Source organism: Streptomyces sp. NPDC096048, assembly GCF_044763415.1.
Lineage (GTDB): Bacteria > Actinomycetota > Actinomycetes > Streptomycetales > Streptomycetaceae > Streptomyces.
The window spans coordinates 530175-555412 of the sequence record NZ_JBIWGG010000007.1 but is presented as its reverse complement, the minus strand read 5'-3'; the positions used below and the strand labels follow the sequence as shown (position 1 = coordinate 555412).

Genomic DNA, 25238 nt, shown 5'->3' with positions numbered 1-25238 from the left:
CGGACGTGCGGGGGTCACCGGGCCCACTGCCCGGCACGTTCGCCGCCGCCGATTCCGGACTGCTCGCGCAGGCCCGCCGAGACGGCCTTGATGGCGGCGCGGCCCGACACGGCGTTGGTCAGGACCACGAAGCCGGTGCCGTCGGAGATCCGGACGATCATCATGTTGCGGTAGCCGTGGGGCTCGCCGCCGTGCCCGGCCTCCAGGGCGGGGGCCGCTCCGTCGACCACCGTGCCCAGGCCGTAGAAGGTGCCTTCGCCGACGGGCGTGAGCAGTTGCCCGGCGAGCGGCTTGGACAGGAAGGCGAAGGGCTCGCCCAGGTAGGCACGGCGCAGTTCGACGGCGACCTTGGCGAGGTCGGCGGCGGTGGACCAGAGGCCGGAGGAGGCGAGGTGGGGTCCGACGCGCCAGCCGCCCTCGACCGGGTCGCCGAGCGGTCCGTGTCCGACGGCCGCCGGCCTGCCCGACGTCTCCGGGTGGTCCTGGTCGAAGCCGCTGTGTGCCATGCGCAGCGGTTCGAAGACCGTACGGCGCATCAGCTCGGCGAACGGCGTGCCGGTGACGTCCTCCAGCAGCCGCTGGATCACCCAGTAGTTGGTGTTGGACACCCGGAACCTGGTGCCGGGCGCCACCTCGCTGTGCACCTGGTCGAGCAGCTCGGACAGCGGCGGGATCACGGCGCCGGGGGCGACCCCCTCGTACGGCACGGAGACCAGGCCGGACCAGTGCGAGAGCAGCTGGCGCAGGGTGACGGCCACCGGGGTGCCGGCCGGGTCGGTGATCCGCCAGCCGCCGGTCAGCCGGGCGTTGACGTCCGTGTCGAGGTCGAGGGTGCCCTCGTCGACCAGGCGCAGCACGGCCAGCGCGGTGATGTGCTTGCTGATCGAGCCGGCCTGGAAGAGGGTCGTCGGGGTGACGGGCCGCGTCGAGCCCGCCTCCAGGACGCCGTAACCGTGCAGCGAGGCGACCTCGCCGTCGCGCAGGACCGCGACCGCGACGCCGGGGATGTGGTGCTCCTCCATGACGGGCAGCCGGTCGGCGGAGGGCGCCGCCGGGGTGGTGTCGGTGGCCTTCTCGGTGGTGCCGGGGCCGGCCGCGGCGTCCAGTCCGGCGGCCAGTTCGGCCAGGGTGTGCGTCTGGTAGAGCATCTGGAGGGTGATGGGCAGGTTCAGTTTCCGGGCCGCCGCCATCACCTTGATGATGAGCATCGAGTGGCCGCCCAGCTCGAAGAAGTTGTCGCCGGTGCCGACCCGGTCCAGGCCGAGGGTCTGCTCCCAGACGCCCGCCATGACCTTCTCCATCTCGGTGACGGGGGCCGTGTACGGGCGCTGTGCGTCGTCCTCGCCGGTGTGGCCGGGGGCGGGCAGGGCGCGGCGGTCGACCTTGCCGTTGGCGTTGAGGGGCAGGGCGGCCAGGGCGGTGAAGGAGGCCGGGATCATGTAGTCGGGCAGGCGCAGGCCGCAGAAGGCGGCAGGGTCGTCGACGGGCTGCCCGTCGTCGGTCGTGTAGTAGGCCGCGAGGCCGCGATCGCCGGTCTCCGTCTCGTGGACGGTGACGAACACCTCCCGTATGTCGGGGTGTTCGGCCAGCACCGCCTGGACCTCGCCCAGCTCGACGCGGTAGCCGCGGATCTTGACCTGGTCGTCGAGGCGGCCCAGGAACTCCACGTTCCCGTCCTCGCGCTGCCGCACCAGGTCACCGGTGCGGTACAGGCGGGTGCCCGGGACGCCGTACGGATCGGGCAGGAACCGCTCCGCCGTCAGGTCCGGACGTCCCGCGTACCCACGCGCCACCCCGGTCCCGCCGACGTACAGCTCCCCCGCCACGCCCACCGGGACCGGCTGGAGCAGCGCGTCCAGCACGTACATCGTCATGTTCGGGACGGGGCGGCCGATCGGCACGACCTCCGAGGGCTGTTCCTCGGTCACCGGGTAGACGCAGGTGCCGACGGACGCCTCGGTCGGCCCGTACTCGTTGATCATTCCGCCGGGGCCGAGCAGGTCGAGCCACCGGTTGGCGACCTCGCCGGGGAAGGCCTCCCCGCCGGCCACGACCGTCCCGGTCAGCCCGGCGAGGGTCTCCTTGTCCAGCTGGTGGGCGAGGATCTCCAGGTGTCCCGGAGTCAGCTTCAGGAAGCTGTACGGGGCGCCGGCGGCCAGGTGTTCGCCCAGCCGGTCCAGGTCGATGTCCTGGGAGAAGGTGTGCACGGCCTGGCCGGCGACGAGCGGCGCCCAGATGTTCGGCACGACCAGGTCGAAGGCGACGGAGGAGAAGAGGGCGGTGCCCGCGGCTCCCCGGGACAGCCACTCCCGCGCGGCCCAGGCGACGTGGTTGACCAGACCGCGGTGCGGCAGCTCGACACCCTTCGGCGTCCCCGTCGAACCCGACGTGAAGATGACGTACGCCAGCCGGTCGAGATCGTCGGTCCGCTCCGGCGCCGACACCGGCAGCCCCTCCACCGACGGCCGCGACGCGTCCAGAACCACCCGGGCACCCGACGTCTCGACGATCGCCGCGACCCGCTCGGCCGGAGACGCCGGATCGACCGGCACATACGCCGCGCCCGCCTTCCACACCCCCAGCAGCGACGCGATCAGCTCCGGACCACGGTCCAGGACCACCGCCACCCGCGACTCGTCACCGACCCCGCGCTCCCGCAGGAAGTGCGCGATCCGATTGGCCTGCGCGTCCAGCTCCGCGTACGACACCACGAGATCGCCGGCGCGGACCGCCACCGCCCGCGGCGTCAAGACCGCCTGCGCCTCGAACAGCTCCAGGACCGACCGCGTCTCGGCCTCGTGACCCGTCTCGTTCCACTCCACCACCTGCCGCCGGTACTCCTCCACCGGCAGATGCGCCTCCCGCGCCGAACCCTCCGGATCCGCCGCCATCGCCTCCAGCACCGAGCGGAACATGGCCGCGACGCCGTCGAGGTGCCGCTGGTCCACGACGTGGTTGTTGGCGTGCAGGTTGATCGATCCGCCGAGGGCCGAGACCCGCAGCCCGAACTCCAGGGCGCCCTCGCCGACGGTGGCCTGCGTGTCGATCAGGCCGTGGTCGATCTGCCGGAAGTCCTGGTAGGTGAAGGGCGCCTCGATGATCCGGTCACCGGCGGCCAGTTCGTGCTGGATGACCGGCATCGGGAAGGCGCGGTGCCCCCAGAGTTCCGTCTCCCTGCCGTAGACCCGCGCCACCAGTTCGCGCCAGGTGCGGGCCGAGCGGTCGTGGGCGAAGGGCAGGGTGTTGAGGTGCATGCCGTAGACGGCGTCGGCGCCGAGGACCTCGGGCCTGGCGTTGCAGACCAGGCCGGTGAAGAAGCGCTCCTGGTCGGTGAGCAGGCTCATGGTCTTCAGGTGCGCCGCGTGCAGCACGCTCTTGAGCGACGCGCCGGCGGCCGAGGCCAGGGCGCGCAGCGGCTCCTCCAGGTCCGCGTACGGGATCCTGCTGCGGCAGGCGACCGGCGCCGTGTCCGCGCGCTCGGCCCAGCCGGCCGGCAGGGCGAAGCGGTCGTGGCCCTCGATGATCTCCCGCCAGTAGGCGCGGTCCTCGGCGCAGCCGAGCGCCTCGCGTTCGGCGGCGATGAAGTCGGCGAACCTGACGGCGGCCGTCGGGTCGTCGCCGGGCCCCTCGCCGTTCCGGGCGCGCCGGTACTCGCCGAGCACCTCCATCAGGAGGTTGCTGTGGCTCCAGCCGTCCAGGATGACGTGGCACTGGGTCACCGACAGCCACCAGGCTCCGTCGCCCTCGACGTGTGCGCCGAGCCGCAGCAGCGGGGCCTCCGCCAGGTCGAACAGCTCGGCGCGCTCGTCGGCGGTGAACCGCCGCAGGGATTCGGCCAGCTCGGCCTCGGTCAGTCCCCGCAGGTCCCGGAAGGCGACGACGGGTGCGGCCTGCGGGTGCACCAGCTGCATGGGTACGGAGTACGAGGTGAGGTCGAGGGACGTGCGCAGCACCTCGTGGCGGGCGGTGAGCACCGCCGCCGCCGTGCGCAGCGCCTCCGGGGAGAAGGACTGCTCGTCCCGGATCCGGACGGAGACCACGTTGTGGTACTTGTGCCGGCTGTCGCCGCTCTGCATCTCGACGACCATGCCGAGCTGGACCTGCGACAGCGGGTAGGCGTCGGCGAGCCCGGCCGGGAGCCGGTCCCGGTCCTCGTCCGCCACCAGGGCGAACGGCGCCGTCGGCGCGGTGGCGTCGGCGGCCGGGGCGGGCCGGCCGGTGGCCAGTTCGGCGAGCGCGGCCACCGTGCGGGCGGCGAGCACGTCGCGTACCGCGAGGTCGTGGCCCGCGGCGCGCAGGGCGCCGACCACGACGAGGGCCCGGATGGAGTCGCCGCCGAGGTCGAAGAAGCCGTCCTCGACACCGACCCGCTCGACACCGAGGGCATCGCGCCAGATACCGGCGATCTGCTCCTCGGTCGCGGTGCGGGGAGCGACGTAGGCGCGGTCGCTGCCCAGCGCGGCGCCCTCCGGGGCGGGCAGGGCCCGCTTGTCGAGCTTGCCGTTCGTGGTCAGCGGCAGCGCGGCCAGCGGCACGAACGCGGCCGGCACCATGTACTCCGGCAGCGACGCCGCCAGGTGCGCCCGCAGCTCGCCCAGGCCCGGCAGCTCCCCGGCCTTCGCGGCCACGACGTAGCCGACCAGCCGCTTGTCGCCCGGGGCGTCCTCACGCACCACCACGACCGCCTCGCGCAGCCCCGGATGCGCGCCCAGCACGCTCTCGATCTCACCCGGCTCGATCCGGAACCCGCGGATCTTCACCTGGTCGTCGGCGCGTCCGACGAACTCCAGGCTCCCGTCGGGCATCCGCCGCGCCAGGTCCCCGCTCCGGTACAGCCGCGAGCCCGCGGGACCGAACGGGTCGGGCACGAACCGCTCGGCCGTCAGCCCCGGCCGGTTCAGATAGCCGCGCGCCACACCCGGGCCCGCGACGTGGATCTCGCCCGTCACCCCGATCGGCACCAGATCCCCGTTGCCGTCGAGGAGATGGACGCGCAGGTCGCTGAGCGGGCGGCCGATCGGGTTGCCGGCCTGCGGGTCGAGGTCGCGCTTGGTGAGCCGGTGGTAGGTGGTGTGCACGGTGGTCTCGGTGATCCCGTACATGTTCACCAGGGCGGTGCGGGCCAGGCCGAGCCGGTCGGTCCACGGCTTGAGGTCGGCGACCTCCAGCTTCTCCCCGGCGAAGACCACGGCGCGTACCGACAGCTGCTTGACCCGGCGGTCCCCGTCACCGGCCGCGGCGACCAGGCCGCGGAAGGCGGACGGCGTCTGGCTGAGGACGGTGACCTCTTCCTCGACGAGGAGGTCGAGGAAGTCCTCCGGGGCGCGTGCCGTGTCCGCCGGTACGACCACCAGGCGGCCGCCGTGCAGCAGCGCGCCCCACATCTCGAACACCGACACGTCGAAGGCGTAGCTGTGGAACAGCGACCACACGTCCGTCTCGTCGAACGCGTAGTGCTCCTGGGCCGTCGACATCAGCCGCACCACGTTGGCGTGGGTCAGCGCCACGCCCTTGGGGCGCCCCGTCGAGCCGGAGGTGTAGATCGTGTAGATCAGGTGGTCCGGGCTGCCCGCGACCCCCGGATCGTCCGCCTCCTGCGCGGCGATCAGCTCGGCGTCGCCGTCGAGCAGCAGCAGCTCGCCCTCGAAGCGGCCGTCGAGGATCCCGGCGAGCGCCGAGGTCGTCACGACCACGGGGGCCGCCGTGTCCCGCACGATGTACGCGAGACGGTCCACCGGGTTCGCCGGGTCCAGCGGCGCGTACGCCGCGCCGGACTTCAGCACGCCGAGCAGCGCGGGCAGCAGGTCCGGACCGCGCTCCAGGCAGATCCCCACGAGCGTCTCCGGGCCCACGCCCTTGGCCCGCAGCACCCGCGCGATCCTGTTCGCCCGCGCGTTCAGCTCCGCGTACGACAGCGTCACCTCCCCGCTCGTGACCGCTCCCGCGTCCGGTGTCCGTGCCACCTGCTCCTCGAACAGCTCGTGCACCCGGCGGGTGACGGGCTCCGCGGACTCGGTGCTCTGTTCGCCGAGCAGCCGCTCCCGTTCGCCCGCGGGCAGGCACATCGCCCGGGCGTCGCCGTCGGCGTCGGCGGCCATCGACTCCAGGACCGCCCGGTACATGCCGGCGAGGCGCTCGGCGTGGGCCCGGCCGAGGACCCGGGTGGAGGTGGACAGGACGATGTTGTCGGCGGTGGCGTGGGCGGAGAGCCCGAACTCGGTGGGCGTCTCGCTGATGCGGACGTCGGAGTCGACCAGCTCGTCGTCCACCTGGTGGAAGTCGACGAAGTTGAACAGGACGTCGATCAGCCGGCCCGCGCGCGCCTCGCGCTGGATGGCGGGCATCGGGTAGTGGCGGTGGTCCCAGACCTCCAGCTCCCGCTGGAAGACCTGCCCCACCAGCTCCCGCCAGGTGCGGGCGCGCCGGTCGTGCGCGAACGGCAGTGAGTTGAGGTGCATGCCGTAGACCCGCTCGGCGCCCGCGATCTCGGGCCGGCCGTGGCAGACGAGACCGGTGAAGAAGGCGGCGTCGCCGGTGAGCTGGCTCATCACCTTCAGGTGGGCGGCGTGCAGCACGCTCTTGAAGGAGGCGCCGGCGGTGGTGGCCAGGGCGCGCAGGTCGTCGGCCAGGTCCCCGAAAGTGATCTTGACGCGGTGGGAGCCCGCCGGCTTGTCCTTGGCCTCGGCCCAGCCGGCCGGGAGCTCGAACTTGGCGTGCTCGGTGACGATGCCGGACCAGTAGGCGCGGTCGTCGTCGTCGGCCAGGGCCGCCAGCTCGCCCGCGATGAAGTCGGCGTAGCGGACCGGGAGTTCCTCGTGGTCGACGGGGCGGCCGTCGCGCACCGCCCGGTAGGTCTCCAGGATCTCCATGACCAGCGAGGCGTGGCTCCAGCCCTCCAGGATCACGTGCGACTCGGTGAGGGTGAGCCACCAGGCGCCGTCGCCCTCGATGTGGGCGGCGGCCCGCAGCAGCGGCGCGGCGGACAGGTCGAACAGGTCCTCGCGCTGCGCGGTGACGAAGCCGCGCAGGGCGCTCTCCAGGTCCGCCCGGCCGAGCCCGGTCACGTCGTGCGCCGGGACGGTGACCGGGACGTCCGCGTGGACGACCTGCATCGGTACGGAGTAGCCGGTGGCGTGCACGGACGTGCGCAGGACGTCGTGGCGGGCGACCACGAGCCGGACCGCCTCGGTCAGCGCGGCGGCCGAGAACGGCGTCTCGTCCTTGATCCGGAACGACGTCACGTTGTGGTAGTTGCTGCGCCCGTCGTCGGCGAGCAGCTCCACGACCATGCCGGCCTGGATCTGCGAGAGGGGGTAGGCGTCGAAGGCGCCCGCGGGCAGCTTCGCCCGGTCCTCGTCCGTGATGAGTGCGAACGGCGGCACCGCTGCCTCCTCCTGAGTCGTGTCCTGCCAGGTGGCTAGCTCGGCGAGGCGAGCGACCGTGCGGTGCTCGAAGACCTCGCGCACGCCGATGTCGAAACCGGCCGCGCGCAGGGCGCCGGCCAGCGGCACGGCCCGGATGGAGTCGCCGCCCAGGTCGAAGAAGCTGTCGTGGACGCCGACCCGTTCGATGCCGAGTACGTCCTGCCAGACGGCGGCGATGTGCCGTTCGGCGTCGGTGCGCGGAGCGAGGTAGGTGCCGTCCGGGGCGGTCCCGGTCTGCGCCGGGGCGGGCAGCGCGCGTCTGTTGAGCTTGCCGTTGGCGTTCAGCGGGATGCCGTCGAGGGGCACGTAGGCCGCAGGGACCATGTAGTCGGGCAGGGTCCGCGCGAGGTGGTCTCGCAGTGCGGCCGGGTCGGGGCCCTCGCCGTCGGCCGGCACGAAGTAGCCGACCAGGCGCTTCTCGCCGGGGGTGTCCTCGCGGACCACGACGACGGCGTCGCGCACCCCGGGGTGGGTGCCGAGCGCGGCGGAGATCTCGCCGAGTTCGATGCGGAAGCCGCGGATCTTCACCTGGTCGTCGATCCGGCCGAGGAAGTCGAGGCTGCCGTCGGGGAGCCTGCGGGCCAGGTCGCCGGCCCGGTAGAGGCGGGCGCCGGGCTCGTTCCCGTTCGGGTCGGGCACGAAGCGTTCGGCGGTGAGTCCGGGCCGGTTCAGGTAGCCGCGGGCGACGCCCGGGCCGCCGACGTGGATCTCGCCCGGCACGCCGAGCGGGACCAGGTGGCCCTCGCGGTCGAGGAGGACGGTGCGCAGGTCGCCGAGGGGGCCGCCGACCGGGCTGGTGAGCGGCGCCGCCAGGTCCGCCGGGGTCAGCCGGTGGTGGGTGACGTGGACGGTGGTCTCGGTGATCCCGTACATGTTGACGAGCTGCGGGCTGTCCAGGCCCAGCCGCTCGGCCCACGGGGCGAGTTCGCCGACCTCCAGCTTCTCGCCGCCGAAGACCACCGAGCGCAGGGCGAGCCGGCCGATGCGCGGGTCGCCGTCGCGGGCGGCGCCGACCAGGGAGCGGAACGCGGACGGCGTCTGGTTGAGCACGGTGACGCGCTCGTCGGCGAGCAGGCCGAGGAAGTCCTCGGGCGAGCGGGCCACACTCCGCGGTACGACGACGAGCCGGCCGCCGTACAGCAGCGCGCCCCACAGTTCCCAGACCGAGAAGTCGAAGGCGTAGGAGTGGAAGAGGGTCCACACGTCCGCCGGTCCGAAGTGGAACCGCTCCTCGGTGACGGTGAACAGCCGCAGCACGTTGGCGTGGCTGAGGCAGACGCCCTTGGGCTTTCCGGTGGAGCCCGAGGTGTGGATGACGTAGATCAGGTCGTCGGCGGTGGCGAGCGGGGCCGGGTCGTCCGCGGGTTGCGCCGCGAGCGCCGCCGCGTCGTCGTCGAGGACGATCAGCTCACCGTCGTAGCGGCCCTCCAGGGTGCCTGCCGCGGACCGCTCGGTGAGGACGACGGGGGCCTGCGCGTCGGCCGCGATGTAGGCGAGCCGGTCGGCGGGGTAGGCCGGGTCGAGCGGCACGTAGGCGCCGCCCGCCTTGAGGACGCCGAGGAGCGCGGGCACCAGGGCGGCGGAGCGCTCCAGGCAGACGCCGACCAGGGTCCGCGGTCCGACCCCGCGGGCGCGCAGCAGGTGGGCGATGCGGTTGGCGCGGGCGTTGAGTTCGGCGTAGGTGAGCCGGGTGTCCTCGAAGGAGACGGCGACCGCGTCCGGGGTGCGGGCCGCCTGCTCCTCGAAGACGCCGTGGACGGTACGGGGGTCCGCGGGCGCCGTGGGCCGGGTGGTCCAGTCGGCGAGCAGCACCTCCCGCTCGCCCGGCGGCAGGTAGGCGGCCCGCGCGTCGCCCCGCGGGTCGGCGGCCATGGACTCCAGGACGGCCCGGTACATGCCCGCGAGGCGTTCGGTGTCGGTGCGGGAGAGGCTGGCGGTGCTGGTCTTCAGGTTCAGGTGGCCGGCCAGGGTGGTGACGGCGAGGCCGAACTCGATGCCGCCGGAGCCGACCCCCGACTCGACGTCCACGAGGTCGGTGTCGACCATCCGGAAGTCCTGGTAGTTGAAGACCACGTCGACGAGCCGGCGGCCGGCTCCCGTGCCGTGGGTCCGCTGCATCTCGGGCATCGGGTACTGGCGGTGGGGCCAGAGCGCGACTTCCCGGTCGAAGACCTGGCGCACCAGTTCGTGCCAGGTGCGGGCGGTGCGGTCGACCGGGAAGGGCACGGTGTTGACGTACATGCCGTAGACGCGGTCGGCGCCCGCCGCCTCGGGGCGGGTGTCGGTGACGAGCCCGGTGAAGAAGGACTCCTCGACGGTGAGCTGGCTCATCACCTTCAGGTGGGCGGCGTGCAGGACCGCCTTCAGGGAGACCTGGGCCGTCGACGCGAAGCTGCGCAGCCGCGGCTCCAGGTCGTGCAGCGGCACCCGGACCCGGTAGCTCTCCGCCGGGCCGGAATCGGCGGTGGGGGCGGGCAGTTCGAACCTCTCGTAGGTGTCGGTGATCCGCTGCCAGTACGCGCGGTCCTCCTCGGACTCCAGGGAGGCCAGTTCGGCGGCGATGAAGTCGGCGAAGCGCACGCCGGGCGCGGCGGGCGCGGTGACCTCGCCGGGCGCGGTACCGGACCGCAACTGCTCGTAGGTGTCGAGGAGTTCCATCATCAGGGCGTGGTAGCTCCAGCCCTCGGTGACGGCGTGCGACTCGGTGAGGGCGAGGTGCCAGGCCTGGTCGCTCTCGACCAGCGCGGCGACCCGCAGCAGCGGGGCGGCCGACAGGTCGAAGACGTCGGCCTTCTCGGCGGCGACGAACGCGCCGAGCGCCGCGTTCTGCGCGGCGGGGTCCTGCCCGCGCAGGTCGTGGACGGCGACCGGGGTGGCGGCCTCGGTGTGCACCAGCTGCATCGGTACGGAGAAGCCGTCGAGCCGGAACGACGTGCGGAGCACGTCGTGGCGCGCCGTCACCAGCCGGACCGCGCCGGCCAGCGCCTCGGCGTCGAAGGGCACCCCGTCACGGATGCGGTTGACGCTGACGTTGTGGTACTTGGCGGCCGCCGTGTCGGTGAGCATCTCGACGGCCATGCCGATCTGCACCTGGGACAGCGGGTAGGCGTCGTCGAGACCGGCCGGCAGCCGGTCGCGGTCCGCGTCGGTGACGAGGGCGAACGGGGCGATGCCCGGCTCGGGCTCGGCGGGTGCCGGGCGGCCGGTGGCGAGTTCGGCGGCGGCCGCGACGGTGCGGCCCTCGAAGATCTCGCGGACCCCGAGGTCGAAGCCGGCCTCGCGCAGGGCGCCGATCAGCGAGACCGCGCGGATCGAGTCGCCGCCCAGGTCGAAGAAGCTGTCGTGGACGCCGATCCGGTCGACGCCGAGGACGTCCTGCCAGACCTCGGTGATGCGCTCCTCGGCGCGGGTGCGGGGCGCGACGTAGGCCGCGTCGGCGGCGCGTGCCGCGCGGTCGGGGGCGGGCAGCGCCCGCTTGTCGACCTTGCCGTTGGCGGTGAGCGGCAGGGTGTCGAGGACGACGTAGGCGGCGGGCAGCATGTAGTCGGGCAGGGCACCCGCGAGGGCGTCGCGCAGGGCGGCGGGGGCCAGGGTGTGGCCGTCCGCCGCGCTGACGTAGGCCGTGAGCTGCTTGTCGCCGGGGGCGTCCTCGCGTACGACGACGACGGCGTCCCTGACCTGGTCGAGGCGGGCCAGGGCGGTCTCGATCTCGCCGAGTTCGATGCGGAAGCCGCGCAGCTTGACCTGGTTGTCGATGCGGCCGATGAACTCGAGCTCGCCGTCTTCGAGCAGCCGCACCGAGTCGCCGGTGCGGTACAGGCGGGCGCCGGGCTCGTCCCCGTACGGGTCGGGCACGAAACGCTCGGCGGTCAGGTCGGGGCGGTGGTGGTAACCGCGGGCGAGGCCCACTCCGGCGATGTACAGCTCGCCGGGGACGCCCGCGGGCACCGGCCGCATCGCGGCGTCGAGCACCCGCAGCACGAAGCCGGGCATGGGGCGGCCGATCGGCGGGGTCACCGCCCCGGCCAGCGGTTCGCTGACGGAGGCGCAGACGGTCGTCTCGGTGGGCCCGTACGCGTTGAGCATGCGCCGCCCGGGCGACCAGGCGGCCACCAGGTCGGGGGTGCAGGCCTCGCCCGCGACGACCAGGGTCGCGGCGGCCGGCAGCCCGCCGTCCGGGGAGAGCACGGTGAGCGCGGTGGGCGGCAGGGTGAGGTGGGTGACCCCGTGCTCGGCGGTGAGCGAGGTCAGTCCGGGGCCGGGCATCAGCCGGTCGGCGGGGGCGAGGACCAGCGTGGCGCCGGACAGGATCGTCTGGGCGAGGTCGGCGAACGCCGCGTCGAAGCTGATCGAGGCGAACTGCAGGACGCGGTCGCCGGGAGCGATCCCGAAGGCGCCGGCCTGCGCGTCGGCGAGGTTGCGGGTGCCGCGGTGGGTGACGACGACGCCCTTGGGGCGGCCCGTGGAGCCCGAGGTGTAGATGACGTAGGCGGCGTGGTCGACGTCCAGTGCGACGTCGGGGGCGGTGGCGGGCCGGGCGGCGATCCGGTCGGCGTCCCCGTCGAGGAGGACGACGGCCGCGTCGTGGGCGGGCAGCTTGCCGAGGAGGTGTTCCTGGGTGACCAGGACGGGCAGCGCGGAGTCCGCCAGCATGTACGCCAGCCGGTCGGCGGGGTAGGCCGGGTCGAGCGGCACGTAGGCGCCGCCCGCCTTCATGATGCCGAGCAGGCCGACGACCAGGTCCGGGCCGCGTTCGGCGCTGATGCCGACGACGGTCTCGGGGCCGACGCCGAGGTCGGTCAGGTGGTGGGCGAGCCGGTTGGCGCGGGCGTCGAGTTCGGCGTACGTGAGGGTGGTGCCCTCGTGGGCGAGCGCGACGGCGTCCGGGGTGCGGGCGACGTGCACGGCGAACTGCGCGGGGACGGTCCGGGGTTCGGCCGCGGTCGCGGGGCCGGTGAGCGCGGCGAGCAGCTCGTGCTCGCCCCGCGGCAGCCGGTCGGCGCGCGCGTCACCGTTCGGGTCGGCGGCCATCGCCTCCAGGACCGCCTGGTACAGGGCGGCGAGCCGCTCCACGTTCCGGGTGCTGAGGGCGTGGGTGTGGCTGCTGAGCCCGAGGTGTCCGCCGAGCACGGAGACGTGCAGGGCGAACTCGGTGGCGGCGTCGTGCACCGCGCCCGCCATGTCCACCTGGCCGGTGTCGACCTGGTGGAAGTCGAGGTAGTTGAAGACCACGTTGATCAGCCGGTGGCCGCCGGCCAGCCGCTGGATCGCGGGCAGCGGGTAGCGGCGGTGCGGCCAGGTGCCGGCCTCGCGGGCGAAGACCTGCTGGGCCAGTTCGCGCCAGGTGGTGGCGGAGTTCCGGTCGAAGGGGTGCGGCAGCGTGTTGAGGTGCATGCCGTACACCCGCTCGGCGCCCAGGGCCTCGGGGCGGCCGTGCGAGACGATGCCGGTGAAGAACGCCGGCTCGTCCGTCAGCATGCTCATCACCTTCAGGTGGGCGGCGTGCAGGACGCTCTTGTACGAGACCCGGGCCGCGGCCGCGAACGCCCGCAGCGGACGCTCCAGCCGGCGCAGGTCGACGCGGGCCCTGGAGGAGCGGCGCGGGCCGTCCGTGTCGGCCCAGGAGGCGGGGAGTTCGAAGGGCGCGTACGTGTCGAGGGTGTGCTGCCAGTAGGCGCGGTCGTCGGCGGAGTCCAGGGACTCCAGCTCGCCGGCGATGAAGTCGGCGTACCGGACGGCGATCGGCTCGTGCGCGTCGGCGACGCCGTTGTCCCTCAGCTGCCGGTAGCAGTCGAGGATCTCCATCAGGAGGGAGTGGTGGCTCCAGCCCTCGGTGACGACGTGCGGCTGGGTCAGGCCCAGGTACCAGGAGTCGTCGGCGTCGACGAGCGCGGCGATCCGCAGCAGCGGGGCGGCCGTCAGGTCGAAGAGCCGGGCGCCCTCGTCGCGCCGGAAGCCGGCCAGCGCCTCGGCGCGCTCCTCGTCGGTCGCGAGGCCCCGCAGGTCCCGCACGGTCACCGGCACTTCGGCGTGGGCGTGCACGAGCTGCACGGGCACCGAGTAGGCGGCCAGCTCGATCGACGTGCGCAGGATGTCGTGACGGCCGGTGACCGTTCGGGCGGCCGCGCGCAGCGCCGCCACGTCGAAGGGGGCGCCGTCCGGGTCCTGGATCCGGAAGAGGCTGACGTTGTGGTACTTGTTGCCGCCCTCCTCGGCGAGCATCTCGACGACCATGCCGGTCTGCACGAGGGAGAGCGGGTACGCGTCCTGGACCCCGTCGGGCAGCGCGTCCCGGTCCGCCTCCGGGAGGAGGGCGAACGGTGCCACACCGACCGACGCGGCCTTCTCGGGCGCCGGCCGGCCGGTGAGGAGTTCGGCGAGCCGGGCGACGGTGCGGTACTCGAAGACGTCGCGCACCCCGATGTCGAAGCCCGTGGCGCGCAGCGCGCCGACCAGGGCGACGGCACGGATGGAGTGGCCGCCGACGTCGAAGAAGTCGTCGTCCACCGACACTTGTTCGCGCTCCAGGACTCGCCGCCAGACGGCGGCGATCTGCCCCTCGGCGTCGGTGCGCGGGGCGACGTGAGCGTCCTGCCCGTCCTGTCCCGCGTCCGCGTCGGGGGCGGGCAGGGCGCGGCGGTCGACCTTGCCGTTGGCGTTGAGGGGCAGGGCGGCCAGGGCGGTGAAGGAGGCCGGGATCATGTAGTCGGGCAGGCGCAGGCCGCAGAAGGCGGCAGGGTCGTCGACGGGCTGCCCGTCGTCGGTCGTGTAGTAGGCCGCGAGGCCGCGGTCGCCGGTCTCCGTCTCGTGGACGGTGACGAACACCTCCCGTATGTCGGGGTGTTCGGCCAGTACCGCCTGGACCTCGCCCAGCTCGACGCGGTAGCCGCGGATCTTGACCTGGTCGTCGAGGCGGCCCAGGAACTCCACGTTCCCGTCCTCGCGTTGCCGCACCAGGTCACCGGTGCGGTACAGGCGGGTGCCCGGGACGCCGTACGGGTCGGGCAGGAACCGCTCCGCCGTCAGGTCCGGACGTCCCGCGTACCCACGCGCCACCCCGGTCCCGCCGACGTACAGCTCCCCCGCCACGCCCACCGGGACCGGCTGGAGCAGCGCGTCCAGCACGTACATCGTCATGTTGGGCAGCGGACGGCCGATCGGCACGACCTCCGAGGACCTTGCCCGGGCCACCGGGTGGATGCAGGTGCCGACGGAGGCCTCGGTCGGCCCGTACTCGTTGATGAGCCGGCCGGGTCCGAGGGCGGCGAGCCAGCGGCCCGCGACCTCGCCGGGCAGCGCCTCACCGGCGACCACGACCGTCCCGGCCAGGGACGCCACCGTCCCGGCGTCCAGCTGGTGGCCGAGGACCTCCAGGTGTCCCGGCGTGAGCTTGATGAAGCTGTACGGGCCCTGCGCCACCAGGTGCGCGCCGAGATCGGCCATGTCGACGGCCGCCGGCACCGTGTGCACGGCCTGCCCCACGACGAGCGGCGCCCACAGGTTCGGCACGACCAGGTCGAAGGCGACCGAGGAGAACAGCGGCGCCCCGCCCGTGCCCTGCGACGCCAGCTCCCGCGCGGCCCAGGCGACGTGGTTGACCAGGCCGCGGTGCGGCAGCTCGACCCCCTTCGGCGTCCCCGTCGAACCCGACGTGAAGATGACGTACGCCAGCCGGTCCAGATCGTCGGCCCGCTCCGGCGCCGACACCGGCAGCCCCTCCACCGACGGCCGCGACGCGTCCAGAACCACCCGGGCACCCGACGTCCCGACGATCGCCGCGACCCGCTCGGCCGGAGACGCCGGATCGACCGGCACATACGCCGCGCCCGCCTTCCACACCCCCAGCAGCGACGCGATCAGCTCCGGACCACGGTCCAGAACCACCGCCACCCGCGACTCGTCACCGACCCCGCGCTCCCGCAGGAAGTGCGCGATCCGATTGGCCTGCGCGTCCAGCTCCGCGTACGACACCACGAGATCGCCGGCGCGGACCGCCACCGCCCGCGGCGTCAAGACCGCCTGCGCCTCGAACAGCTCCAGGACCGACCGCGTCTCGGCCTCGTGACCCGTCTCGTTCCACTCCACCACCTGCCGCCGGTACTCCTCCACCGGCAGATGCGCCTCCCGCGCCGAACCCTCCGGATCCGCCGCCATCGCCTCCAGCACCGAGCGGAGCATCCCGGCCAGGCGGTCGGTGCCCTCCCTGCTCAGGGCGCGGGGCGAGGCGGTGAGGACCAGGTGGCCGATGCGGGCGGAGACGCCGAGCGGGAACTCGGTCGGGCTGTCGTCGATGCTCGCCAGGTAGTCGACGCGGTCGCGGTCGACCTGGTCGAAGTCGTGGTAGCTGAAGCGCATGTCGATCAGGCGCTCGCCGTCGGCGAGCTCCCGCTGGATGACGGGCATGGGGAAGGCCCGGTGCGGCCAGAGTTCGATCTCGCGGGCGAAGACCTGGGCGACCAGCTCGCGCCAGGTGCGGGCCGAGCGGTCGTGGGCGAAGGGCAGGGTGTTGAGGTGCATGCCGTACACCCGGTCCGCGCCGAGCACCTCCGGCCTGGCGTTGCAGACCAGGCCGGTGAAGAAGCGCTCCTCCTCGGTGATCAGGCTCATGGTCTTCAGGTACGCCGCGTGCAGCACGCTCTTGAGCGACGCGCCCGCCTTCGTCGCCAGGGCCCGGAGCCGGTCCTCCAGGTCGTGGAAGGGGACGGGGACGCGGCAGGGCTGCCCGGCGTCCTGGTCGTCGCCGGTCCAGAGGGCCGGGACGGACAGCCGGGCGTGGTCGGTGACGATGTCCTGCCAGTAGCCGCGCGAGTCCGGTGCGGCGAGCGTCGACAGTTCGGCGGCGACGAAGTCCGCGAAGCGGGCCGTGGGCCCGTCCGGCGCGGCGGCGACGGGCTCGCCGTCCCGGATCCGCCGGTACTCCTCCAGGACCTCCATCAGGAAGGAGTGGTGGCTCCAGCCGTCCAGGATCGCGTGGCACTCGGTGTTGGTGAGCCACCAGCCGCCGTCGCCCGCGAGGTGCGCGTGCAGCCGCAGCAGCGGCGCGGTGGCCAGGTCGAAGAGGTCGGCGCGCTCGGCGGCCGTGAACTCCCGCAGGGACCGGAGGAGGGCCTCCTCGTCGAGGGCGCTCAGGTCGCGCACGCCGAGGGTCATCTCGGCGTGGGCGTGGACGAGTTGCAGCGGTACGGAGTAGGCGGAGAGGTCCACGGAGGTGCGCAGGACGTCGTGCCGGGCGGTGACGAGGGCCGCCGCCTCGCGCAACGCCGCCTCGGAGAAGGGCTGTTCGTCGCGTATTCGGAACGAGGTGACGTTGTGGTACGGGTGCTTCCCGTCGTCGGTCAGCATCTCGACGACCATGCCGAGCTGGACCTGTGACAGCGGGTAGGCGTCCGCGAGGCCCTCCGGGAGCCGCTCCCGGTCCTCGTCCGCCACCAGGGAGAACGGGGCGACGGTGGCGGGCCGGGCGGCCGGCGCCGGGCGGCCGGTGACGAGTTCGGCGATGCGCGCGACGGTGCGGTACTCGAAGACGTCGCGCACGGCCAGGTCGTACCCGGCGGCGCGCAGCCGTCCGACGAGGGTGACCGCCCGGATGGAGTGTCCGCCGAGTTCGAAGAAGCCGTCCTCGACGCTCACCCGGTCGAGGCCGAGCACGTCCTGCCAGACCTCGGCGATCCGCTCCTCCACGACGGTGCGCGGGGCGACGTACGCCGTGGCGCCGACGGCGTCCTGGCCGGGGGCGGGCAGAGCGCGCTTGTCGAGCTTGCCGTTGGTGGTCAGCGGCAGCCCGTCGAGGACGACGAAGGCGGCCGGGACCATGTACTCGGGCAGTGCGGCGGCGAGCAGGGTGCGCAGCTCGGCCGGGGCGGGGGCGTCGGCGTCGTCCGCGGTGACGTAGGCGACCAGCCGCACGTCGCCGGGGGTGTCCTCGCGGACCAGGACGACCGCGTCGCGGACCGCCTCGTGGGCGGCGAGGGCGTTCTCGATCTCGCCCAGTTCGATGCGGAAGCCGCGGATCTTCACCTGGTCGTCGGCGCGGCCGAGGAACTCCAGCTGGCCGTCGGGGAGCCGGCGGGCCAGATCGCCGCTCTTGTAGAGGCGGGCGCCGGCCGGTCCGTACGGGTCGGGGACGAAGCGCTCGGCGGTCAGCTCGGGGCGGTTGAGGTAGCCGCGGGCGACGCCCGGACCGCCGACGTGGATCTCGCCGGGGACGCCGACCGGCACCAGCTCGCCGTTGCCGTCGAGGAGGTGGACGGTCAGGTCGGCCAGGGGGCGGCCGATGGGGTTGCCGGACCGCGGGTCGAGGTCCGCGTCGGTCAGCCGCCGGTAGGTGGTGTGCACGGTGGTCTCGGTGATCCCGTACATGTTCACCAGGGCGGTGCGGTCCAGGCCGATGCGCTCCGCCCACGGGCCCAGCTCGGAGACCTCCAGCTTCTCGCCGGCGAAGACCACGGCGCGCAGGGCGAGCCGGTCGACGCGCGGGTCGCCGTCGCGGGCGGCGCCGGTCAGCGCGCGGAACGCGGAGGGCGTCTGGTTGAGGACGGTGACGCCTTGGTCGACGAGGAGGTCGAGGAATTCCTCGGGCGAGCGGGTGACGTCGAAGGGGACGACGACGAGGCGGCCGCCGTGCAGCAGCGCGCCCCACATCTCCCACACGGAGACGTCGAAGGCGTAGCTGTGGAACAGCGGCCACACGTCGGTCTCCGCGAAGGCGTAGTGCTCCCGGCCGCGCGCGAGGAGGCGCACCACGTTCTCGTGGGTGAGGGCGACGCCCTTGGGGCGGCCCGTGGAGCCCGAGGTGTAGATGGTGTAGATCAGGTTCTGGGGGGTGCCGGCCACGCCGGGGGCGGTGCCGGGCTGGACGGCGAGGAGGGCGGCCTCGGTGTCCAGTTCGACCACGTCGCCCTCGTACCGCCCGTCGAGGACGCCGGCCTGTGCGGCGGTGGTCAGCACCACCGGGGCGTCGGCGTCCTTGACGATGTACGCCAGGCGGTCGGCGGGGTTGGCGGGGTCGAGGGGCAGGTAGGCGGCGCCCGACTTGAGCACGCCGAGGAGTGCGGGCATCAGTTCGATGCCGCGTTCCAGGCAGATGCCGACGAGGTCCTCGGGGCCGACGCCCTTGGCGCGCAGCAGGTGCGCGATGCGGTTGGCGCGGGTGTCGAGTTCGGCGTACGAGAGTTCCCGGTCCTCGAAGACGACGGCCACGGCGTCCGGGGTGCGGGCCGCCTGCGCCTCGAAGACCTCGTGGACGCGGCGGGTGACCGGCTCCACGCGCTCGGGGCCGCCGGCGAGCAGGGCCCGCTCGTCGGCGCCGAGGAGGGCGGCCGAGGACAGGCGCGCGGCCGGGTCGGTGGTGACGGTGTCCAGGAGGCGCAGCAGGTGGTCCGCCATGCGCTCCACCGTCGCGCGGTCGAACAGGGCGGTGGCGTACTCGAAGCGGCCGGTGAACGAGCCGTCGGCGCCCTCGGTCAGCTGGAGGTCGAGGTCCGTCTTCGCGACGTGGCCGGTGCCGAGGTACGGCTCCGCCGTGAGCCCGGCCAGCTCGAAGGCGGCCGTCCGCTCGCCGTGCATGGTGAACGCCACCTGGTAGAGCGGCGTACGGGACATGTCGCGCTCCGGCTGGAGCCGGTCCACGAGCTGCGCGAAGGGCACCGCCTGGTGGTCGAAGGCGTCGAGCACGGTGGAGCGGGTGGCGTCGAGCAGTTCGCCGAAGGACGCGTCCGCGCTCCAGCGGCCGCGCAGGACGAGGCTGTTGATGCCGTACCCGATCAGGCCCTGGAGTTCGGGCAGGGTGCGCCCGGAGCCGACGGTGCCGACCGCGACGTCCGTGCGGCCGGTGTAGCGGCCGATCAGGCCCTGGAAGGCGGCGAGGACCACCATGAAGGGGGTGGCCTCGTGGTGCCGGCCGGTCGCGCGGACCCGGTCGGCGAGCGGGGCGGGCAGGGTGAAGGCGACGGAGTCGCCGGCCGCGTCCCGCACGGCGGGCCGCGGCCGGTCGGCCGGCAGCTCCAGCGCCTCCAGGTCCGCCAGCCGCGTGGTCCAGTAGTCGAGTTGCCGGGCCAGGACGCCGCCGTTCAGCTCCGCGCGCTGCCAGGCCGCGTAGTCCGCGTACTGCACCGGCAGGGGCGCCAGAGGGTTTTCGGCGCCGCTGGTGAAGGCGCCGTACAGGGCGGAGAGTTCCTGGCCGAGGACGCCGGTGGACCAGGCGTCGCAGGCGATGTGGTGGAAGACGAGCGACAGCACGTGGTCGTCGGCGGCGCGCCGCAGCAGCCGGGCGCGCACCGGCCACTCGCCGGCCAGGTCGAAGGACCGGCCCAGGTCGTCCTCGACGGCCCGCAGCAGGCTCTCCTCGTCCGCCACCGCGGTGACGTCCAGCGCGGTGGGGCGCGGCGCGTCGATGACCTGGACGGGTTCGTCACCGGCGAGGGCGTAGCGGGTGCGCAGGATCTCGTGGCGCTCCAGGAGCGTCTGCCAGGCGCGGCCGAGCGCCCCGGTGTCCAGCGGGCCGCGCAGCCGCAGCACGAGCGGCACCAGGTACTCGGTACTGTTCGGCTCCAGCCGGTTCAGGAACCACATCTGCTGCTGGCCGTACGACAGCGGCAGAGGAGCGTCGCGGTCCGCGCGCGGCACCGCCGTGCGCCGGCCGGCGCCGCGCCGGCCCGCCATCCGGCGGCGCAGCAGCTCGTCGCGCAGTGCCGCGGCGTCCCGGACCGTCTGAGCCTTGTCCCCGGTCATGCGTCGTACCCCTTCACCAGCAGTTCGTCATTCACGAGTTCCGAGTCGGTGAGCGCGGCGATCTCCGCCTTGATGCGCTCCTCGACGGTGGCCGCGAGGCGCGCGACGGTGGGTCCCTCGAACACCGTGCGCACCGCGAAGTCGATCTCGAACTCCTCCTGGATGCGGGAGATCAGCCGGATCGCGAGGATCGAGTTGCCGCCCACGTGGAAGAAGTTGTCGTGCGCGCCGGCCTCGGTGCCGAGCAGCTCGGTCCAGATCTCGGCGATGCGTTCCTCGACGGGACCGCTCGGCGGCACCCGGTCCGCCGGCCCGCTGTCCGTGCCGGGGGCGGGCAGGGCGCGCCGGTCGACCTTGCCGTTCGCGTTGAGGGGCAGCGCGTCGAGCGGGGTCCAGACGGCGGGGACCATGTAGTCCGGCAGCAGCCGGGCGCAGTGCGCGGCGAGGGTGCCGGCGAGATCACCGCCGGGCCCGGGGTCCGTGCCGGGCTGGGGCTCGGCGACGTAGTAGGCGACGAGCTGCTGCTCGCCGTTGTCGGACGCGTGGACGGTGAGGAACGCCTCGCGCACCGCGGGGTGCCCGGCCAGGACGGCCCGGACCTCGCCGAGTTCGACGCGGTAGCCGCGGATCTTGACCTGGTCGTCGTACCTGCCGAGGAACTCGACGTTGCCGTCGGCCCGTCGGCGGACCCGGTCGCCGGTCCGGTAGACGCGGGCGCCGGGCGGGCCGAACGGGTCGGGCAGGAAGCGTTCGGCGGTCAGGTCGGGGCGGTTCGCGTAGCCGCGGGCCACTCCCGTGCCGCCGACATACAGTTCGCCCGCGACCCCGGCGGGCACCGGCTGGAGCCGGTCGTCCAGGACGTACATCGTCATGTTCGGCAGCGGCCGGCCGATCGGCAGGATCTCCGTGGCCCCCTCGGACGCGTCGGGCACCTCGAAGACGCAGGTGCCCACGGAGGCCTCGGTCGGCCCGTACTCGTTGACCAGGCGGGTGTCGGGGGCCAGGGCCCGCCACCGCTCCAGGGTGGCCCGCGAGAAGGCCTCCCCCGCCACGACGAGGACCGGGGCCAGCGCGCCGGCCTGGGCCGGGGTCAGCTGGAGGGCGAGCACGTCGAGGTGGCCGGGGGTGAGCTTCACGAAGCTGAACGGCTCGGCCTCGGCGAGGTGCTTGCCCAGCTCCGAGAGGTCGGTGTCCTGCGGCAGCAGGAACAGCCGCTGCCCGGTGACCAGCGGCGCCCACAGGTTGGGGACGACGAGGTCGAAGGCGACGGACGAGAAGAGCGGCGCCCCGCCGTAGTCGCGCGGCGCCAGCTCCCGCGCCGCCCAGGCGACGTGGTTGACGAGGCCGCGGTGGGTGACCTCGACGCCCTTGGGCGTCCCGGTGGAGCCCGACGTGAAGATCACGTAGGCGAGCCGGTCGAGGTCGTCGGTGCGGGCGGGCCGGGTGGCCGGCGCGGCCGCGATCCGGGCGGCGTCGGTGTCGACCAGGACCGCCCCGTCCCCGGCGGTCGCCGCGTACCCGCTCGACGTGATCACCGTGTGCGCGCCCGCGCTCCGGCGCATCGCGGTGAGCCGCTCGGCGGGACAGGCGGGGTCGACGGGCAGATAGGCGCCGCCGGCCTTCCACACCGCGAGCAGGGCCGTGATCAGCTCGGGCCCGCGGTCCAGGAGCACCGCGACCCGCGACTCGGCACCGACGCCCCGCTCCCGCAGCAGGTGCGCGAGGCGGTTGGCGCGGGCGTCCAGCTCGCCGTAGGTGACGCTTTCCGAGCCGTACGAGAGGGCGGAGACGTCCGGGTCGGCGGTGGCCCAGGCCTCGACGAGGGCGAGCACGGTCTCGGACTCGGCGCTGACCTCGGTGTCGTTCCAGCCGACGAGGAGACGGCCGCGCTCGTCGGCCGACAGGAAGTCGATCTTGCCGAGCGGCAGGTCGGGCTGCTCGGCGACCTGCCGGAGCAGGCTGGTGAAGTGTCCGGCGAGCTGCTCGACGGTGGCGCGCTCGAAGAGGCTGGTGGCGTATTCGAGTACGCCGTCCAGGGCGCCGTCCCCCGTCCCGCGCATGAACAGGGAGAGGTCGGTCTTGGCGACCTGCCAGGCGGCGGTGAAGGCCGCCATGTCCGCGTCCTCGGTGGCGACGCTGGTGACGCCCTCGCTGTGCAGGTCGAAGGCGACCTGGTAGAGCGGGGTGCGGGAGAGGTCGCGCTCGGGCTGGAGCTCGTCGACGAGCCGCTCGAAGGGCAGCTCCTGGTGGGCGAAGGCGGCTCGCGCGGCCTGGCTGACCCGGTCGAGGGCGTCGGCGAAGGTGACGTCGGCGTCCAGCGCGCACCGCACGACGAGGGAGTTGAGGAAGAAGCCGACGGTGCCCTCGGTCTCGGGGCGGCCGCGCCCGGCGACGGGGGTGCCGACCGGGATGTCCCAGGCGCCGCTGTAGCGGGCGACGAGGGTGGCGTAGGCGGTGAGCAGCGTCATGAAGGGCGTGGCACGGTGCGCCTTGCCCAGCTCGGTCAGCCGGTCGGCGAGTTCGGGCTCGACGCGGAAGGGGACGACGGCTCCGCGCGGGTCGCGTTCGGCCGGGCGGGGGTGGTCCAGGGGCAGGTCGACGGGCTCGACGCCGGCCAGTGCGGTACGCCAGTGGGCCAGCTCGCCGGCGATGAACTCCTCGGTGTGCCGGGCGTGCTGCCAGGCCGCGTAGTCGGCGTACTGCACGGCGAGCGCGGGCAGCCGCGGCTCGCGGTCCGCCTCGAACGCGGCGCACAGCTGACGCAGTTCACGCTCCAGGACGACCGTGGACCATCCGTCGACGGTGATGTGGTGCAGGGTGAGGAGCAGCACGTGGCCGTCGTCGGTGCGGGCGAGCAGCGCCCGCCACAGCGGCCCCGAGGCCAGGTCGAAGCCGCGCTCGAACTGTTCGCGGAACAGCCGCTCCAGGCCGTCGCGCGAGGTGTCCTCGACGCGGAGTTCGACCGGTCGCTCACCGGCCTCGCCGATCACCTGGTACGGCTCGCCGCCCCGGTCCGGGTAGCGGGTGCGCAGCGCCTCGTGGCGGGCGGACAGCGCGTCCAGGGCACGCCGCACGGTGTCGGCGCCGGTGCCCTCGGGCAGCCGCAGGAAGAGCGGGGCCACCCACTCGGGGCTGCCCGGGTGCATCCGGTCCAGGAACCACAGGCGGCGCTGGCCCGACGACAGCGGCAGCTCGCCGTCGCGCGGGACGGGCACGATCGGGCTCTCGTCGGTGGCGGGGGCCTCGATGAGACCGGCCTGCCCCTCGACGGTGGTGGCCCGCAGCAGGCCGCGCAGCGAGATCCGCGCGCCGGACGCGGCGCGCAGCCTGGCGGCGAGGCGGGTCAGCTGGAGGGAGGTGCCGCCGAGGGCGAAGAAGTCGTCGTGCGCGCCGACCCGGTCCGCTCCGAGCAGGTCGGCCCAGGCGCCCGCGACGAGCTGTTCGGCGGCGGTGCGCGGGGTGACGAACGACGGCCGGCCGACGGCGGCGATCTCGCCCGGGGTGGGCAGCAGGGCCCGGTCGACCTTGCCGTTGGGGGTGAGCGGGAAGGCGTCGAGCGTGTGGAAGAACGACGGGACGTGGCTCTCGGGGAGCCGCTCGCGCAGGAAGGCGCGCAGCGCGTCGGCCGACGGGCCGGCGGCCTCGGCACCGGCCGCGGTGAGGTGCGCGGCGAGCCGCTTGCCGCCGCCCTCCGCCTCGTAGGGCAGGACGACCGCGCCGGTGACGCCGGGGTGGGCGGTGAGCGCCGCCTCGATCTCGCCCGGCTCGACGCGGACGCCGTTGACCTTGACCTGGTGGTCGAGGCGGCCCAGGTAGTCGAGGGTGCGGTCGGAGCGCCAGCGCACCAGGTCGCCGGTGCGGTAGAGGCGGGAGCCGGGCTCGCTCGCGTAGGGGTCGGGCACGAAGCGCTCGGCGGTCAGGTCGGGGCGGCCGAGGTAGCCGCGGGCCACGCCGGTCCCGCCCGCGTACAGCTCGCCCGGGGCGCCGATCGGGACCGGGTCGCCGTTCGGGTCGAGGACCAGGACGCGCATCCCGGGGATGGGGCGGCCGATGGGTATCGCGCCGCTGGTCTGCGCCGGGTCGACGGGCTGGGCGGTGATGTCGATGGAGCACTCGGTGGGCCCGTAGGTGTTCCACACCTCCAGCGCCGGGCCGGCCTTCTCGCGCAGCCGGGCGACGAGTTCGCCGTGCAGCGCCTCACCGGCGGAGAACAGCAGCCGCAGGGAGCCGCAGCCGCTCCAGTCGCCCTCCTCGACGAGGACGCGCAGGACGGAGGGGACCACCTGGAGGACGGTGACGTGGTGGTCGGCCACCGCGCGCAGGAGCGCCGCCGGGTCCCGCTCGGCGCCGCGCGGCGCGAGGACCACGCTGCCGCCGCCGACCAGCGGGGCGAAGATCTCCCAGCCGGCCGCGTCGAAGCCCATGGACGTCTTCTGCAGGACGCGGTCGCCGGGCCCGATGCCGTGCTTGCGCACGGTCCAGCCGACGCGGTTCGCGATGCCCGCGTGGGTGATGACGACGCCCTTCGGGGCGCCGGTGGAGCCGGAGGTGAAGACCGTGTAGGCGGCGCCGTCCGGGTCCGCGCCGCCCGCGGGGGCGGTGTCCGGCAGCTCGGCGGGCACCTCCTCGGACCCCGTCCGGCGGGCACCCGCCTCGCGTACGGCGTCTTCGAGTGCCGGGCCGGCCAGGACGACCCGGGCGCCCGCCGCGCGGACCAGGCCGGTCAGCCGGGCCGGCGGCTGCCCCGGGTCCAGCGGCAGGTAGGCGGCCCCGGCCTTCCACACCCCGAGCAGCGCGACGACCAGGTCGACGCCGCGTTCCAGGCCGACCCCGACGACGGATTCGGGCCCGGCCCCCAGCCCCCGCAGGAAGTGCCCCATGCGGTTCGCCGCGCGGTCGAGCTCCGCGTACGTCACCGTGCGCGCGCCGTCGACGACGGCCACGGCGTGCGGCGTGCGCAGGGCCTGCGCGGCGAACCTCTCGTGCAGAAGAGGGGTGCCTCCGGCCGCCGACGGCCGGGGACGGATGTCGGGGACGTCACCCGACCGCTGTTCGGCGTTCACGAGATCTCCTGTTCCGAATTGC

At 74.0% G+C, this 25238-nt stretch carries 2 protein-coding genes; both read right to left on the bottom strand.

The features are described from left to right. Nucleotides 1-14 precede the first annotated feature (14 nt). Nucleotides 15-20153 (bottom strand): amino acid adenylation domain-containing protein, encoded by a 20139-nt coding sequence (locus ACIQ6R_RS22470; RefSeq protein WP_404222995.1) that lies wholly within the window; start codon nucleotides 20151-20153, stop codon nucleotides 15-17. Then, nucleotides 20150-25216: an amino acid adenylation domain-containing protein gene (locus tag ACIQ6R_RS22465; protein ID WP_404222994.1), complete on the bottom strand. Its 5067-nt coding sequence runs from the start codon at nucleotides 25214-25216 to the stop codon at nucleotides 20150-20152. Before ACIQ6R_RS22465 ends, ACIQ6R_RS22470 begins: the two co-directional genes overlap by 4 nt. Nucleotides 25217-25238: the final 22 nt, after the last annotated feature.